The organism is Curtobacterium sp. DN_7.5, assembly GCF_022655355.1.
GTDB classification, from domain to species: domain Bacteria; phylum Actinomycetota; class Actinomycetes; order Actinomycetales; family Microbacteriaceae; genus Curtobacterium; species Curtobacterium luteum.
Window position 1 is genome coordinate 3528747 of record NZ_CP093378.1, and the last position, 15195, is coordinate 3543941.

The window sequence follows — 15195 nt, forward strand, 5'->3', positions numbered from 1 at the left end:
GGCCGTCCTTCAGTCGCGCCCGGCGCGACCCGCTGCGACCCAGCCGAGCCGCCGCAGCGTCTCGCGGTTCCGCACCCAGATCGCCGGCTGCATCAGGACGTCGGGGACGTGCGATCCGGGCCCCGCGATCGCGTTCTCGACGATCGTGACCTTGCAGCCCCGCCGGTGCTCCTCGACCGTCAACTCGACGCGGGCCTCGCCCATCGGCCAGCCTTCCGGCCGGATCGTCATCGCGCGGGGCGGGTCCCAGACCTCCACGGTCGTCGTGTCGTCGATCACGATCGGCCAGACGCCGAAGGAGTGGTGGATCCGGCTGCCGACCGCCGGCCATCCCGGGTCCTCGCCGCGCATCCGTGATGCGCCGACCACCCAGGTCGTGTAGAGCCAGCCGTCGCGGAACACGTCGAAGACGTCCTCCGGGCGGCAGTGCAGGATGCGGACGTTCTTCGCCATGGATCAGTCCTCCGGTGCGAGATCGACGTCGGCGGGCAGGCCGAACGTGTGGCGCAGGGCGCTCTTGGCCGCGTGCCAGCCGGCCATGCCGTGCACTCCGGGGCCGGGCGCCGCGCTCTGCGACGCCAGGTACATGCCGCCGCCCATCCGCCACGGGTCCGACGACAGGACCGGGCGCTTGACGAGCTGCCAGAAGCTCGCGGCCCCCGCGGCGATGTCGCCGCGCTCGTAGTTCGGGTTGTACTCGGCCATCTGGACCGCGGTGCGGCTGGACGCCTGCAGGACGACGTCGCGGAACCCCGGAGCGAACCGTTCGATCTGCCGGGTGACCGCCTCGGTCTGGTCGACGTCGGACCCGGCGGGGACGTGCGCGTACGCCCAGAAGACGTGCTTCCCGGCCGGTGCCCGGCTCGGGTCCACCACCGTGGGCTCGGAACCGAGGACGTACGGCCGCTCGGCGTGCTGCCCGCGAGCCACCGCTCCCTCGGCCTCGGCGATCTCGGCGCGCGTCCCGCCGATGTGCACCGTCCCGGCCTTCCGGAGCTGCTCGTTCTCCCACGGGACCGGCCCGGACAGCGCGAAGTCGACCTTCGCGGCCGCGTTGCCGAAGCGGAAGCGGCGGAGCACCCCGCGCCGCGGTGTCGGGATCTGCGTGCCGGCGATCCGGAGCATCCCGGGCACGCTCGTGTCGAACAGCACCGCCTTCGCCGGCGTCAGGTCGCCGAGGCTCGTGACGTCGCGCCCGGTCTCGATCGTGCCCCCGTGCGCGAGGAGGTCCGCGGCGAGCGCGTCGACGATCGCCTGGCTGCCGCCGATCGGCACCGGCCACCCGCGGGCGTGGGCGTACGACCCGAGCGACAGCGCCGCCGCGGCGGTCGACAACGACGGCACGTGCTGGATGGAGTGCGCCGCGACGCCGGTCACCATGGCCGGCGCCACGTCCTCCCGGAAGCGGGCGTTCCACGCGCGGGTGCCCTGCTCGAGCGCACGGAGACCGAAGCGGGCGACCGTCAGCGGGTGCCGCGGCACGTGCAGGAGCGCGTCGGTCGCGAAGTCGGCCACCTGGTCGGCGTTCCGCGAGAGCGGCGCCATGAGGTGGTGGAACGCCGGGCCGTCGGCTCCGAGCGAGGCAGCCGTCTCCGCGAGGTCGCGGTGGGCGATGCCCGCGCGGCCGCCGTCGAGCGGGTGCCCGTACTGCACCTCCGGGAGGCGCAGCTCGATGCGGTCCTCGAGCCGGAACGCCCGGAAGAACTCCGACTGCAGCGCCATCGGGTGCACGGCGGAGCAGACGTCGTGCCGGAAGCCGGGCAGGGTGAGCTCGGCGGTGCGGGCTCCCCCGCCGATCGTGTCGTTCCGCTCGACGACCTCGACGCGGAGCCCGGCGCGTGCCAGGGTCACCGCTGCCGCGAGTCCGTTCGGTCCGGCTCCGACCACCACCGCATCCACCATGGGTCCGAGCCTAGGGACCGCGAGGTGCGGAGGGGTTCAGGGCTGGTCGTCAGGCGCGGATGCCGGGCGGGCCGTGGTGTCGCGCCCCGCTCAGGTGCGCGCGGTGTCAGCGTCCGCCGGGTCGGATCCGTCCTCGTCGCCGTCGGCGTCGTCGGGCTCGTCGGCGTCCGGGGCGGTCGAACCCACGGGGTGCTCGGCGAGCAGGGTGGCGAAGTCCTCGTCGAGCAGCTGCTGCAGGCGCTCGTCACGGCCGACCTCGTAGTCGTCCGCCGGGCGCTGCGCCCACCCGAGCCGCCCGACGACGGTGGTGCCGATGTCGTCCCAGGCGCGGGCGCGGGCCTGCAGCACGATGCCGTCGACGAACTTCTGGTCGTCCCGGCGCCGGTCGAGCAGGTCCGCGAGCTGCTCGTACGTGGCCTCGCGCGTGCGGAGCTTCAGGTCGTCGCCGCGCCGGTAGTCGTGCTGGTGCCGCGAACGGCCCTTCTGCTTGCTCGACGTGGCGCGGATCTCCCGCATCCGGGCGGCGTCGCCGCGCTGCTCCTCGGCCATCCGGTGGAGTTCCTGCCGGGCGGCGTCGGCGATGAGCGCGTGGTCGAAGTACCCCTGGTCGCGCAGGGCGTTCGTGATGATGCGGTTCGCCACCGCCACGACGATCGCGGCCTTCGCGATGAGGAAGCCCTCGTCGACGGCACGCTTCAGCTCGACCTGGCTGACGGGTCGGTCGCGCACGTCGTTCTTGCTGCGTCGTCCGAACAGGGCCATGCCCACGACGATACCGGCGTCCGGTGACCGTCAACCGCCGGGCGGACCCGGGATCAGCACCCGGACGGACGACGCGCCACCACGGCGTCCGTAGTGTCGGAGCCATGACCACGTACCCGACTGCTCCCCGTACCGGCCTCGGGACGGCCAGCCTCGTCCTCGGCATCTGCTCGCTCCTCGCGGGCTGGACGTTCTTCGCGCCCGTCGTCGGGCTGTGCCTCGGCATCGCCTCACGGTCGCGCGAACCGATGGCGCGGGGACGGGCGGGTTGGGGCATCCTGCTCAACCTCGTCGCGCTCGCGGTGTGGATCTTCGTCGGCGCGCTGCTCGTCATCGGTGGGTCGTTCGCCGTGTGGCACGGGGCGACCACCGGCCGCTGACACCGCGCTCGGCGCTCGGCGGGCGACGCTCGGCGCTCGGCGCTGCACGCCGCACAACCAAAAGCACTCGGAACCGCGGAGAACCGCGGTTCGCTGTGACTTCGGTTGTGCGGACGCGAAGCGCACCACGGCACTGCGGCACCGCGGCACCGCACCGCGCCCGCGCGCGTCAGAGCACGAGCCCGTACACCGCCACGTCGACCCGCCGCGGCCCGAGGGGCATCGCGCTCCGCAGGGTCCCCTCGTGCACGAAGCCGAGCCGCTCGGCGAGGCCGCGGCTCCGCGCGTTGTCGACCGCCGTCCGGATCTCGACCCGCGCACACCCGCGCGCCCGGGCGACCCCGATGAGCACGGTGGCCGCCCGTCGGACGATCCCCCGTCCCTCCAGGCCGGCGTCGATCCACCAGCCGAGCGACGCCTGCCCGAGGTACGGGTCGAAGGCGAGCGACGCGGCCCCCACGACACGGTCGTCCGACCGGATGACGCACGGCAGCGAGCGGTCCATCGCGTACTGCCCGAGCAGGTGCTCGGTGTGCATGGCGATCGTCTCGACGCTCTGGTCCTGCCACGCCCACGGCTCCGCGGCCCGGAGCCGGTCGAGGTTGGCGACGACGAGGCCGTGCAGCGGCTCGACCGTGGTCAGGTCGCGCAGCGTCAGCGTGCACCCGTCCCCGAGGTCCCGTCCGAACGCCGCCACGGACCCGACGATATGCACGTCACCGCCGCGGCGTCCACGGGCGGTTACAGTCGAGGCATGCCCGAGACCATGGGTCTGCGCGACCGGAAGCGCATCGAGACGCGACGACGCATCGCCGAGTCGGCCCGGTCGTTGGCGCTCGAGCACGAGATCGACCACACCACGATCGAGCAGATCGCCGCGCGGGCGGACGTCTCGCCCCGCACGTTCTTCAACTACTTCGACTCGAAGGAGGACGCCGTCCTCGGGCACACCGAGCTCGACCTCTCCCCGGAGGCACTGGCCGCGCACCTCGAGACGGTCGACGGCGAACCGGCGGCGCAGGCGGTCGTCGACCTCGCGTTCCTGGTGTTCGGGGAGACCTTCGCGGACGAGGCCGAGCGGACGGCCCGCAAGGAGCTCGTCGTGCGGTTCCCGCAGCTGATCCGTCGGCAGGTCAATCGGATGACCTCGGTGTCCGAGGCCATGGTCGGTGCGGTCCGCACCGTGCTGGAACGCGATCCGGCGTGGGGTCCGGAGGCCGCGACCCCGCAGGCTGCGGAGATGCTGCTCGGCATGTGCATGACGGCACTCCGCACCGCCGCACGCGACGCGGACACCGCCCCGGACGAGGTGCGGGGACGGATGGTCGCCCTGATCCGCGACACGGCGTCGCGGATCGCGACCGACTGACGGACTGGAGGCACGGTGCCAGCTGACACCGTGCCTCCAGTCCGTCTCCTGGTCGCGTCAGCCCTTGCTGATGAACCCTTCCTTCGTCATCCAGTCGAAGGCGACGTCCGCGGGCTCGCGGCCCTCGACGTCCACCTGACGATTGAGCTCCTGCAGGACCGCGTCGGTGAGCTTCGGGGAGATCTGGTCGTAGACGTCCGCGAGCTGCGGGTACTCCTCGAGCGTCTCCGTGGAGAGCACGGGCGCGACGTTGTACGCCGGGAAGAACCCGCGGTCGTCCTCGAGCACCTGCAGGCCGAGCGACTTGATGCGGCCGTCGGTCGTGAAGACCTCGCCGAAGTTGCACTTGCCGCGGTCGGTGGCGGTGTAGACCGTGCCGGTGTCGAGGATGTCGACGTTCCCGGCCGGGATCGCGGACTCCCCGGAGCCGCCGACCTGCAGGTCGTACTTCTTGAGCATGGGCTTGAAGCCGTCGGCACGCGAGTTGAACTCGGACTCGACGCAGAACGTCCGCTGGTCGGCCGGCAGGTCGGCGATCTGCGAGAGCTTCGTGATCCCGCCGAGCTCCTCCACGGCCTCCTCGCGCACCGCGAACGCGTACGTGTTGTTCATCGGCGCGGGCGGCAGCCAGGTCAGTCCGTTGCCCGCGTCCTCCTTCCGGACGGCCTCGTACTGCTCCTGCTTGTCCGGGATCCCGGCCTCGTGTCCCATGTACGTCAGCCACGCGGTGCCGGTGTACTCGTAGGTCATGTCGGCCTGGTGCCCGGTCATGAGCTGGCGGACGGCGACACTGCCCGGCACGTTCGTCTCGTCGGTGACGTCGAACCCGGCGGCCTTCGCGGCGAGCACCGCGATCTTCCCGAGCACGAGCTGCTCGGTGAAGTTCTTCGACGTCACCGTGATGTGGGCGCCCTCGGGCAGGTCGTCGATGCGCTCGATCGTGCCGGGCCCGGCGGCGGGCACGAACGACGCGGCGGGTTGGAGACCGCAGCCGGTGAGGGCGAGGGCGGATGCCCCCGCGAGGACGGCGGCGGCGACGGAGCGGCGCTTCATCGGAGTCCCTTCGGTCGTGCGACGGTCTCGACGATCCGGCCCACCCAGTCGATGGACAGCGCGAGGAGGGCGATGAGGAGCGCCCCGGACACGAGCACCTTCGGCAGGAAGAGGTTCACGCCGGTCGTGATGAGCAGTCCGAGGCCGCCGGCGCCGATGAAGGTGGCGAGGGCCGCGGAGCCGACGAGCAGCACGAGGGCGGTGCGGATGCCGGCGAGCATCACCGGGACCGCGAGCGGCAGTTCGACCTTGAACAGGACGGACGCGGCGCTCATGCCCATGCCCCGTCCTGCCTCGACGAGCCGCTGGTCGACGCTCTCGATGCCGATGATCGTGTTCCGGAGCACGGGCAGGATCGCGTAGAGGACGAGGGCGACGATCGCCGCCCAGGAGTTGAAGCCGAGCCACGCCGCGAGCAGCACCACGAGGCCGACGGCCGGCGCTGCCTGCCCCACGTTCGCGACGGCGAGGATCGCACCGCTCGCCCGACGGAACGGCCCGCGGGTCAGGAGCACGCCGAGGGGGATCCCGATGACGAGCACGATGACCGTCGACGCGAGCGTCAGGTACAGGTGCTGCCCGGTCAGGGCGAGGATGTCCGCCGGGTTGAGCGTGGTCCGCTCGGTCGGCGTGAGGTCCGCGGTGTTCAGCCAGACGACGAACGCCACGAGGACCAGGAGGATGACGACCGGCTGCACGACGAGCCCGCGCCACGAGACGCGCGTGGGGCGGTCGGTGCCGGCTGCGACGACGTCAGTCATCGGTACGCTCCGTGTCGGCGGCCGGTGCCGGTGCGGACGGCATCGTCTCGATCGGGTTCGTGTTCGTGCCGACCGGCGTGTACGCCTGCTCCTCGGCCGCGGCGGCGCGCGACTTCGTGATGGCGTCCATCACGGTCTCGACGGTGATGACCCCGCGGAACGCATCCCGGCGGCCGGTGACGATGGCGGCACCGGCGCTCGACACGAGCATGGTGTCGAGCGCGTCGTTCAGGGTCGCGGCCTCGCCCACCACGGGCAGGTCGGGGTCGATGCCCTCGGGAATCCGCTCGAGCCGCTCGAGCTGGCGTCGGGTCGGCCAGCCGATCGGCCGCTGGCGACGGTCCACGACCACCGCGTGCCCGTGACCGCCGGCTTCGCGCATCCGTTGCAGGACGGCCTTCGCCTCTTCTCCGGGCGAGCAGGTCACGGCCGACTCGACCTCGACGTCGCGCACCCGGTTCAGCGTGAGCTGCTTGAGGCCGGCGCCCGAGCCGATGAAGTTCTCCACGAACTCGTTCGCGGGCTCGGCGAGGATGCGCTCCGGGGTGTCGTACTGCACGATGTGGGCGCCCTCGGAGAACACGACGATCCAGTCGCCGAGCTTCACGGCCTCGTCGAAGTCGTGCGTGACGATGACGATCGTCTTGTGCAGCTCCTCCTGGATGCGCAGGAGCTCGTCCTGCAGCCGCTGCCGGGTGATCGGGTCGACCGCGCCGAACGGCTCGTCCATCAGCAGGACGGGCGGGTCGGCGGCGAGCGCCCGGGCCACGCCGACGCGCTGCTGCTGGCCGCCCGACAGCTCACGCGGGTAGCGGTCGCGGTAGGTGTCGGGGTCGAGCGAGACGAGGTCGAGCAGCTCGTCGACGCGCGCGGCGATCTTCTCCTTGGACCAGCCGAGCATCTTCGGCACGATCGCGATGTTCGCCGCGACCGTCATGTGTGGGAAGAGTCCTCCGGCCTGGATCACGTAGCCCATGCGGCGGCGCAGTTCGTCGCCGTCGATGTTCGTGACGTCGTCCTCACCGACGACGATGCGTCCCTCGGTGGGCTCGATCAGGCGGTTGATCATCTTGAGCGTGGTGGTCTTGCCGCAGCCCGACGGGCCGACGAGCATGACGACCTTGCCTGCCGGGATCTCGAGCGTGATGCCGTCGACCGCGGGCTTCGCCTGGCCCGGGTAGCGCTTCGTGACCTCGTCGAGCAGGATGCCGCGGCCGGTGACGGCCGGGTCGACGGTGGCGCCGTGCTGGCCGGTGCCGGTGCCGGTGCCGTGCTGGGCGGTGCCGGCCTTGTCGGTGCTGGTGCGTTCAGTGCTGGACACGGATTCCTCGCGAGATGGTCAGGCGGCCGAGGCCGAGGAGCAGGAGGTCGAGGACCAGGGCGAGCAGGACCACGCCCACGGTGCCCACGACCACGGAGTTCAGGGCGTTCGCGCCGCCGAGACGGGAGAGCCCGGAGAAGATGAAGCCGCCGAGGCCGGGGCCGAGCGCGTACGCGGCCACCGCGGCGACGCCCATCACCATCTGCGCCGACACCCGCACGCCGGTGAGGATGATCGGCCACGCCATCGGCAGCTCGACCTGCACGAGTGTCCGGAACCGGCCCATGCCGATGCCCCGGGCGGACTCGACGACGGTGTCGGGGATCTCCCCCAGCCCGACGACCGCGTTGCGCAGGATCGGCAGTGCCGCGAAGAACGTGACCGTGACGACGGACGGCACGACGCCGAAGCCGAGCGGCACGAGCAGCAGGCCGATGACGGCGAACGAGGGCAGCGTCAACCCGACGGTCGACACCTCGTTCGCGGCGGCACGGAGGCCGGGGATGCGGTAGACGAGTGCGGCGAGCACCACGGCGATGACGGTGGCGAGGACGACGCACTGGACCACCAGCGAGAAGTGCTGCCACGAGGAGAACCAGATCTGGTCCCATCGCTCCACGACGTACTGGAACACGGGTGGGCGCTCCTCCCTGGTCGGCCGAAGTACCCACCGGATGGGGCACGAACGCCGACCAAGCTACGCAGCACATCGCTTCTTGTACATCTGCAAATGTTCGGTACGGGCGTATCCAGCGCCCGACGCGTAACGAAAACCCCAGGTCAGGCCGTGTGATCCCGACCGACCCTGGGAGATCGGTAACGATACCGAGCAGTGGTCGGCTATGCGCTCAGGTCGCGCAGTCCTGCCCGTTCGGCGACCTCGACCAGGTGTTCGCGCCACGCGACCCACTCAGCCGGGGTCTTCTCGGCGAGGTTGCCGTCGCCGTCACCCGCGGTGCCGTCGAGCATCTCGCGGACGATGTCGGCGTGCCCCGCGTGCCGCGCGACCTCGTACCCCATGTGCACGAGCACCTGGTGGAGCGATACCGACCGGCGGTCCTCGGGCCACCACGGCACGGTGCCGCGGGCGTCGATGTCGAGTGCCTCGATCGTCGCGTCCGCGTGGGCAGCGCTCCGGTGGTGGAACGCGATGACGTCGGCCATGGTCTCGTCCGGACCGGCGAACATGTCGTCGCCCTCCCACGATTCCAGCCAGGCCGGCGCGTCCGGCAGCGGACGGCCGAACACCTCGCCGAAGTAGCCGGCCTGGACCCCGGCGACGTGCTTCACCAGCCCGAGGAGGTTCGTGCCCGTCGGGGTGAGCGGCCACCGTGCCTGGCGCTCGGCGAGTCCCTCCACCTTGGCGAGCAGGGCGGCCCGGTGCTTGCGGAGGTACCGGTGCAGGGTCTCCTTCTCGGAACCGGTCACCGCGCGGTCGGCGACGGCCGTCCCCGGGGCCGCGGGGCGGACCTCGGGGACGGTGTCGGGGACGTCGTCGTTCATGCCCTCGATCGTGCCGTGCTGTGCTCCTGCACGCGCGCCGACTCCTGGACGGCCACGCGCTCGGCGGTGAGGAGCAGGCCCGAGACGTCCGCGGCGGTGCGGGCGGCCTGGTCGTTCCAGCTCGTCAGGTCGCGGACCCGCGCCATCCGGACGTCCGGGGCCGGGCACCACAGGACCGGGGAGCCCTCCTCGACGGCGAGCGCGTTCCAGACGAGGTCGAGGGCGCGCTGGACCCGCTGCGAGTGCACCGCGGCGGGACCACCGGCGGCGTAGACGACCGAGCCGACGAGGCAGGCGCCCACGAGCGGGCGACCCTGCACGCCGACGGCGGACGCACTCGAGGCCTTGCGCATGCGCCCGTGGTCGTCGAGGTAGGCGAACCAGGCGTGCTGGATCCAGCCCCGTTCGATGACGTCCCGGGCACCGGAGAGGAGCTGTTCGAGGTCGCGCAGTTCCTCGATGCGGGCCTCGGCCCGGCGGGTCCGGACGACTGCGCGGTGTTCGGCGTAGCGGTCGAGCAGGCCGCGGAGTCCTCGGCGTGCGGGTGGGCTGGGGACGGGGGAGGCGTCGGTGGCGACGTCGTGCTGGACGCGGAACTCGAGGGTCATCAGGCCCCTCCGATCTTCACGTGCACGGATGTGTGGGGGTCAGGGTAACTCCGGGTGCGGGCAGCGCAACAGCCCTCAGTCGTCGAGCAACGCGTCGATCGCACGACGGCCGACCGCGCGGAACGCCGGGTCGGAGGACTGGTGCAGGGCGGACGCGATCGCGACGGCCCAGCCGCGGGCGCGTCCCCAGGTCACGTCGTCGACGGCCAGGGCTGTCCGGAAGCCGCAGCGGACCTCCCGGTCGAGCGTCAACCAGGCGGTCGCGAGGTCCACGGCCCGGTCGCCGGCGGTCACGTCGCCGAAGTCGACGACCGCCGACAGGCGGTCACCGTCGGGGCCGGGCTCGACGAGCAGGTTGAAGGGGTGCAGGTCGCCGTGCACCCAGACGGGAGGCTCGGTGGACGTCGGCAGGTCGGCGGCCGTCCGCCAGGCAGCAGCGAGTTCGCGGGCCCGCGGCACGTCCGAGGTCGCGAGCCGGTGGAGCACCGCCTTCGACCGGTCCGCGAGCGGGACGGCCCGGACCGGGTTCACGGGCGCGTCCGCGGGGGCGGGCGCGTGCAGGAGTCCGAGGAAGGCGGCGAGCGCCTCGCCGACCCGGGGTCCACCTGGCCGGGTGCCCGCTGCCGTGCCGGGGAGCCAGGGGACGATGCTCCAGGACCACGGGTAGCCCGGCCCCGGCTCGCCCGTGCGGACCGGGGCGGGGACGGGGACCACCGGCGCGACGCGACGTGCGATCTCCGGCAGCCATCGTTGCTCGTGCTCGATGAGCCGGGCTGCCGCGGCCCGTCGGGGGAGTCGGACGGCGAGGTCGTCCCCGAGCCGCACGAGCACGTTGTCCCAGCCGTTCGCGGCGACCTCGAGCGGCAGCGCGGCGAGGTCGGGGTGCTGGGCGCGGAGCAGCGTCCGGACGAGCGGGACGTCGACGTGCACCTCGGCGGCGGGGGTCGGCACCGGACGAGGCTACCCCCGCCGATCCCCGGTGCCACGCCGTTCGGTCCCCGTGAACGGGGGCCTGAGCGAGAACGTACCGGTTGGTATCCTCATCCCGAGGTGACGTGGGTGGCCCTGGGGGGACCCGCGTCACCGTCGGGTTCGTCGGGGTCCGCGACGACCGCTGCGTCCGGGGTGATCGCTGCGTCCGGAGCGATGATCGCGACCAGGCGGGGGATCTCGGGCCGCGTGCACTCGGTCACGAAGGCGGCGAGGAGCACCGTCCAGAGCTCGCGGAGTCGCTCGAACAGGTCGCTCCGACCGGCGAGGACGTCCGAGACCGTCTGCACACCGGTGTACGCCGGGCTCACCACGCGCCCGATGAGCGCCGGGTCCCAGCGGGCGTCGACCTCGCCCACCGCGATGGCCTCGCGGAAGAGGTCTGCCGTGATCCGCATCCAGTCGGTGTACGGGTCCTGCCGGTCGATGCCGTTGCCCGCGGGTTCGGTGGAGAGCCGGATGCCCGCGCTGACGACCGTCTCCGTGGTCATCTGGACCGCGAGGCCCTGCGACATCCACATCATCGACTCGAGCGGGGTGCGGCCGCGGGCGTGCGCGACCTCGGCGTAGGCACGGGACACCTCGTGCTGCCGGGCGACCACCGCGGCGGCGAGGTCGGCCTTCGACGTGAAGTGGAAGTAGAGCGCCCCCTTGGTCACGCCGGCTCGCTCGGCGACCCCGTCCATCGAGGCGCCGACGTAGCCGCGCTCGTCGAACTCCTTCGCGGCGCCCTCGATGATGGCCGCCCGGGTCGCGACGGCGCGCCGCTGCCGGGAGCGTCCGTCCTCTGCCATGCACGACCTCCGAGGCGATGCTACCGATCCGGGGCTGTCCGGCCGGGTCACAGCGGACCTCCGGGCGCCGTCCAGCGCGGGTGCCCTAGCGTCGTCGGCATGCAGGCGTGGACGAACCCGGCGCTCCTGGCCCGGACGGGCTCGTGGCTGCTGCTGCCCGTGGCCGTCCTCGACTGGTTCGCGCTGGCGCCGCAGGCCGTCGTCGTGACGGCGTTCCTCGTCGCCGTCCTTGGACTCGCCGCGGTCGCCGCCGCCCTGGTCGCCCGGATGCTCCGGCGTTCGCGGGCCGCGATGGCGGGAGTCGGGATCGCCCTGCTGCTCGGGGGCCTCGTGGTGTTCGGACTCGACCCGTTCCCGAGCACCTTCCCCCTCATCGACTCCTGGTGGCCGGACGCCGTCACGCAGCCCCAGGTCGTCGGCAGCGCCTACTGGATGCTGCTGGGGCTCGGCATCGAGCTCGCGGGTGTCGGCATGCTCGCCACGCTCCTCGTCGTGTCGCTCACCGGACCGGCCGGCGCGACCGACCGCCGCGGCGGGCGCTGACCCGTGCGACGCTGACCCGTGCGGCCCTGACCCGTGCGGACCTGACCCGCGCCGACTCGGCCGGCGCCTTCCCGGGGCGGCGGGATGCGGCCGGTGCGCGGCGGCTCAGGTCCGTCGTGCCGTGGTGACGGCGACCGCGGCCGTGGGGTCGTCGTCGGGCAGCAGGTCGCGCACGGCTCCGACGCCCTCGGCCGCGACGATCCGGGCGAGGTGTGCCAGGTCCTCGACTCCCGCGAGCGCGACGGCCCCGTCCGAGCACAGCACGAGGACGTCCCCGGCCGCGAGCTCCGCGGTCACCGGACGGCGGGAGGAGCCGGAGGGCTGCAGCGCGACCGGGAGGCCGGGGGACCGGAGCTCCTCGACCCGGCCGTCGTCCCGCACCACGGCCGCCAGACCGTGCCCGAGGTCGACGAGGTCGACGCGACCCGACCCGGGGTCGAGCCGCGCGTGTGCGAGCGTGGCGACCGCGCCGGCGACCGACAGATCGGGGGCGAGTTGCGCCTCCAGGCCGGCGACCGCCGCGTCGAGCGGCTGGTCCGTCCGTGCCGCCACGGCGCCGCGGACGGTGGAGGCGAGCAGCGCCGAGGCGCGGCCGGCGGACACGGTGCCGACCGTCAGGTGCACCGCGCCGTCAGCGGCCGTCCGGTGGTCGACCACGTCGCCACCCCCGGTGTCCGGCTGCACGACGACCGACTCGACGACGACGCCGGGCGCGACGGGGGGCTCGGGAGCCAGGCCGTCCAGGACCCGACGGACACGACGTCGGTCGACGGCCTGGCCGAGCTCGCGCTCCGCCCAGTGCGCGAGGTCCTGCAGCAGGGCGACGTCCTCGGGGCTGAACGTGCGCGGCTGGGCGTCCATGATGCAGAGCGTGCCGACCCGGGTGCCGTCGAGCATCGTGAGCGGGGCGCCCGCGTAGAAGCGGACCCCGTGCTCGGCGACCGCGGCCGTCGTGGCGAAGCGCGGGTCGAGCGTCGTGTCCGCGATGACCATCGGCTCCGGCGTCAGGACCGTCGTCGCGCAGAACTGCTCCTCGGCCGGGACGCTCGTGCCCTGCTGCCAGCCGAAGGTCGACTGCGTGGTCACGACGTCCTGGTGCACGAGGTTGAGGAAGGTCAGCGGGACCCCGAAGGCCTCCTGCGCCATCCGGGTGATCCGGTCGAACCGCTCCTCGGGGCCGCTGCCGAGCACCCCGAGCGCCTCGACGACGGCGGAGCGCCGGGCTGCGGGGTCGAGGTGCGCGGGGTCGAGGTGCGCGGGGTCAAGGTGCGCGGGGTCGTGCTGGGTCACACCCCCTGTGTACCCGCACCGTCCGTGGTGAACCATCCCCGAGGGTGGGGGTCAGCGGTCAGCTCACGGCGTTCGGACACCGGCGCCGCCCATTGCGCGGCGTTCGCGAGGACCCGTTGCACGTCCGGGTGGTGGTACACCGGGTACTCCTGGTCGCCGGGCGAGAAGTAGAACACCCGCCCGAGGCCCCGGCGGTACGCGACACCGGAACGGAAGACCTCGCCGCCCGTGAAGGTCGAGAGGAAGACCTCCTCGTCGGGGCGCGGGATGTCGAAGAACTCGCCGTACATCTCCTGCTGGTCGATGACGATCGGGTGCGGGACGCCCTGCGCGATCGGGTGGTTCGGGGCGATCGTCCAGACGAGTTCACGGTCCTGCCCGTCGTTGCGCCACTTGAGCGAGCACGTCGTACCCATCAGGCGCTTGAACGGCTTCGAGTAGTGACCGGAGTGCAGCACCACGAGGCCCATGCCCGCGTGCACGGCGTCGACCACGCGCTCCACGACCTCGTCGGCGACCTCGTCGTGGGCGGCGTGCCCCCACCAGAACAGCACGTCCGTCTGCGCCAGGCGTTCCGCGGTCAGGCCGTGCTCGGGCTCCTGCAGGGTCGCGGTGCCGACCTCGGCGCCGGGCAGGAGTTCGCGGAGCGCCGCCGCGATCACGGCGTGCATGCCGTCCGGGTAGTGCCCGATGACCGTCGCGTCGCCGCGGCTCTCGTGCACGTTCTCGTTCCAGACGACGATCCTGGGTGCGACCTCGCTCATGCGACGACCTCCATCTCTCGACCCGCAGCAGCGGACGCGTAGATCGCGTCGACGACACGGCTGCGGTGCAGTGCGAACTCTCCGTGGTGCCCCGCGTGGTCACCGGAGCGGACCGCGGTGAGGAACTCCTCGATGACGCGCTGGTGGTGTCCGGCGGGGACGCGCACACCCGGCCGGGTGACCGTCGGCACGCCCTGCTCGTCGGAGTACAGCGTCACGGTGCCCTCGGTGGCGTAGTCACGGACGAACAGGCGGGCACCACCGGTCGAACCGAGCAGCTCGACCTCGATGTCCTCGACGTCCTTCGAGTAGCTGGCCCAGCTCGCCTGGAGCTGCAGGCTCGACCCGTCCTCGAACCGGAGCAGTGCGTTCGCGAAGTCCTCGACGTCGAACGGGCGCCCGGTGGCGGCGGACACCGGGTCGCGGTCGCTCCCGCCCCGACCGGCGCTGCCGAGCTCGTCGTAGGCCACGGCGCTCGCGGTCACGACGCGCGGTTCCCCGAGCAGGTGCAGGGCGATGTCGAGCACGTGCGAGCCGAGGTCGATGAGCGGACCGCCACCCGCGGTCTCCTTGTTCGCGAACCAGCTCCGGATGCCGGGGATCCCGGCTCGTCGCAGCCAGCTCGCACGTGCGTGGTAGACGTGCCCGAGCGGGCCGTTGCCGTCGGCGTCGCGCTGCGCGAGGTGGTCGCTGAGGAACTGCACGTCCGCGCGTCGGCGGTGGTTGTACGCGACCTCGAGCACGCGGTCGTTCCGCACGGCGGCGTCGACCATCTCCTGCGCCTGGTCGCCCGTCGTGGCGAGCGGCTTCTCGCAGAAGACGTGCTTGCCGGACTCGAGCGCCGCCACCGCGATCGGGTGGTGCAGGGCGTTCGGGACGCCGATCGACACGATGTCGAGGTCGTCGCGGGCGACGAGGTCCTGCCAGTCCGCGTACCGGTTCGGTACGCCTCGGGAGTCGGCGAGCTCGTGCAGCCGGTCGGTCTCCTGGCCGGCGAGCGCGATGACCTCGACCCCGGGCAGCGCGGTGTAGGCGTCGAGGTGCGTGGTGCCGGCGAAGCCGAGGCCGATCACCCCGACGCGCAGGGGTGGTGTGGTGTCCGTTGGTGTCGTCGTCGACATGCTGTCAACGCTAGTCGGAGCGCGGGTCGAATCG

18 protein-coding genes are annotated in these 15195 nt (G+C 72.6%); 3 read left to right on the forward strand and 15 right to left on the reverse strand.

Annotated features, from left to right (window positions below; genetic code table 11):
- Positions 1-9: 9 nt before the first annotated feature.
- From MON03_RS16615 to MON03_RS16625, 3 genes are all read right to left on the reverse strand, one after another.
- Positions 10-453 carry an SRPBCC family protein gene (locus MON03_RS16615; protein WP_242089575.1) on the reverse strand — a complete coding sequence of 148 codons (444 nt, stop codon included), beginning with the start codon at positions 451-453 and terminating at the stop codon, positions 10-12.
- A 3-nt stretch (positions 454-456) separates the two neighbouring features.
- Positions 457-1902 (reverse strand): phytoene desaturase family protein, encoded by a 1446-nt coding sequence (locus tag MON03_RS16620; RefSeq protein ID WP_242089577.1) that lies wholly within the window; start codon positions 1900-1902, stop codon positions 457-459.
- A 90-nt stretch (positions 1903-1992) separates the two neighbouring features.
- The gene (locus MON03_RS16625; protein WP_022904690.1) at positions 1993-2664 is read right to left on the reverse strand and encodes a hypothetical protein; all 672 of its coding nucleotides are present in this window, start codon (positions 2662-2664) and stop codon (positions 1993-1995) included.
- Positions 2665-2768: 104 nt separating this feature from the next.
- Between MON03_RS16625 and MON03_RS16630 the strand changes: the two genes are divergently transcribed.
- On the forward strand, positions 2769-3044 hold the full coding sequence (locus tag MON03_RS16630) for a hypothetical protein (RefSeq protein ID WP_022904691.1): 276 nt from the start codon (positions 2769-2771) through the stop codon (positions 3042-3044).
- Positions 3045-3213: 169 nt separating this feature from the next.
- Here MON03_RS16630 and MON03_RS16635 read toward each other — a convergent pair whose 3' ends face one another.
- Positions 3214-3741, reverse strand: a complete 528-nt coding sequence (locus MON03_RS16635) for a GNAT family N-acetyltransferase (protein WP_022904692.1) — start codon at positions 3739-3741, stop codon at positions 3214-3216.
- A 57-nt stretch (positions 3742-3798) separates the two neighbouring features.
- Between MON03_RS16635 and MON03_RS16640 the strand changes: the two genes are divergently transcribed.
- Positions 3799-4413, forward strand: a complete 615-nt coding sequence (locus MON03_RS16640; RefSeq protein ID WP_204620593.1) for a TetR/AcrR family transcriptional regulator — start codon at positions 3799-3801, stop codon at positions 4411-4413.
- 57 nt (positions 4414-4470) lie between these two features.
- Here MON03_RS16640 and MON03_RS16645 read toward each other — a convergent pair whose 3' ends face one another.
- The 8 genes from MON03_RS16645 to MON03_RS16680 form a co-directional block, all read right to left on the reverse strand.
- Positions 4471-5466, reverse strand: coding sequence for a glycine betaine ABC transporter substrate-binding protein (locus MON03_RS16645; RefSeq protein WP_242089580.1), 996 nt, complete (start codon positions 5464-5466; stop codon positions 4471-4473).
- Positions 5463-6227, reverse strand: coding sequence for an ABC transporter permease (locus MON03_RS16650; RefSeq protein WP_175328354.1), 765 nt, complete (start codon positions 6225-6227; stop codon positions 5463-5465). Before MON03_RS16650 ends, MON03_RS16645 begins: the two co-directional genes overlap by 4 nt.
- Entirely contained in the window at positions 6220-7434 is a 1215-nt protein-coding gene (locus tag MON03_RS16655) for an ABC transporter ATP-binding protein (protein WP_242091483.1), read from the reverse strand. The genes MON03_RS16650 and MON03_RS16655 overlap by 8 nt, the downstream gene beginning before the upstream one ends.
- Positions 7435-7534: 100 nt before the next feature.
- Positions 7535-8182 carry an ABC transporter permease gene (locus tag MON03_RS16660; protein WP_175328355.1) on the reverse strand — a complete coding sequence of 216 codons (648 nt, stop codon included), beginning with the start codon at positions 8180-8182 and terminating at the stop codon, positions 7535-7537.
- 206 nt (positions 8183-8388) lie between these two features.
- On the reverse strand, positions 8389-9051 hold the full coding sequence (locus tag MON03_RS16665; RefSeq protein ID WP_022904698.1) for a DinB family protein: 663 nt from the start codon (positions 9049-9051) through the stop codon (positions 8389-8391).
- Positions 9048-9659: a DUF6197 family protein gene (locus tag MON03_RS16670; RefSeq protein WP_242089582.1), complete on the reverse strand. Its 612-nt coding sequence runs from the start codon at positions 9657-9659 to the stop codon at positions 9048-9050. The genes MON03_RS16665 and MON03_RS16670 overlap by 4 nt, the downstream gene beginning before the upstream one ends.
- Positions 9660-9734: 75 nt before the next feature.
- Entirely contained in the window at positions 9735-10610 is an 876-nt protein-coding gene (locus MON03_RS16675) for a phosphotransferase (RefSeq protein WP_242089584.1), read from the reverse strand.
- Between the two features lie 89 nt (positions 10611-10699).
- Positions 10700-11443 (reverse strand): ScbR family autoregulator-binding transcription factor, encoded by a 744-nt coding sequence (locus MON03_RS16680; protein ID WP_242089585.1) that lies wholly within the window; start codon positions 11441-11443, stop codon positions 10700-10702.
- A 99-nt stretch (positions 11444-11542) separates the two neighbouring features.
- Here MON03_RS16680 and MON03_RS16685 point away from each other — a divergent pair, with 99 nt between their 5' ends.
- Positions 11543-11986, forward strand: coding sequence for a hypothetical protein (locus tag MON03_RS16685; RefSeq protein WP_242089587.1), 444 nt, complete (start codon positions 11543-11545; stop codon positions 11984-11986).
- 105 nt (positions 11987-12091) lie between these two features.
- Here the strand turns inward: MON03_RS16685 and MON03_RS16690 are convergent, their stop codons facing one another.
- Genes MON03_RS16690 through MON03_RS16700 form a run of 3 tightly spaced genes read right to left on the reverse strand, consistent with a single transcriptional unit; the run spans position 12092 to position 15161 of the window.
- Positions 12092-13276, reverse strand: a complete 1185-nt coding sequence (locus MON03_RS16690) for a GAF domain-containing protein (RefSeq protein ID WP_242089589.1) — start codon at positions 13274-13276, stop codon at positions 12092-12094.
- Complete coding sequence (locus MON03_RS16695; protein WP_242089591.1) at positions 13273-14040, reverse strand: ThuA domain-containing protein; 768 nt, start codon at positions 14038-14040, stop codon at positions 13273-13275. Before MON03_RS16695 ends, MON03_RS16690 begins: the two co-directional genes overlap by 4 nt.
- The gene (locus MON03_RS16700) at positions 14037-15161 is read right to left on the reverse strand and encodes a Gfo/Idh/MocA family protein (protein ID WP_242089593.1); all 1125 of its coding nucleotides are present in this window, start codon (positions 15159-15161) and stop codon (positions 14037-14039) included. The genes MON03_RS16695 and MON03_RS16700 overlap by 4 nt, the downstream gene beginning before the upstream one ends.
- Between the last annotated feature and the right edge of the window lie 34 nt (positions 15162-15195).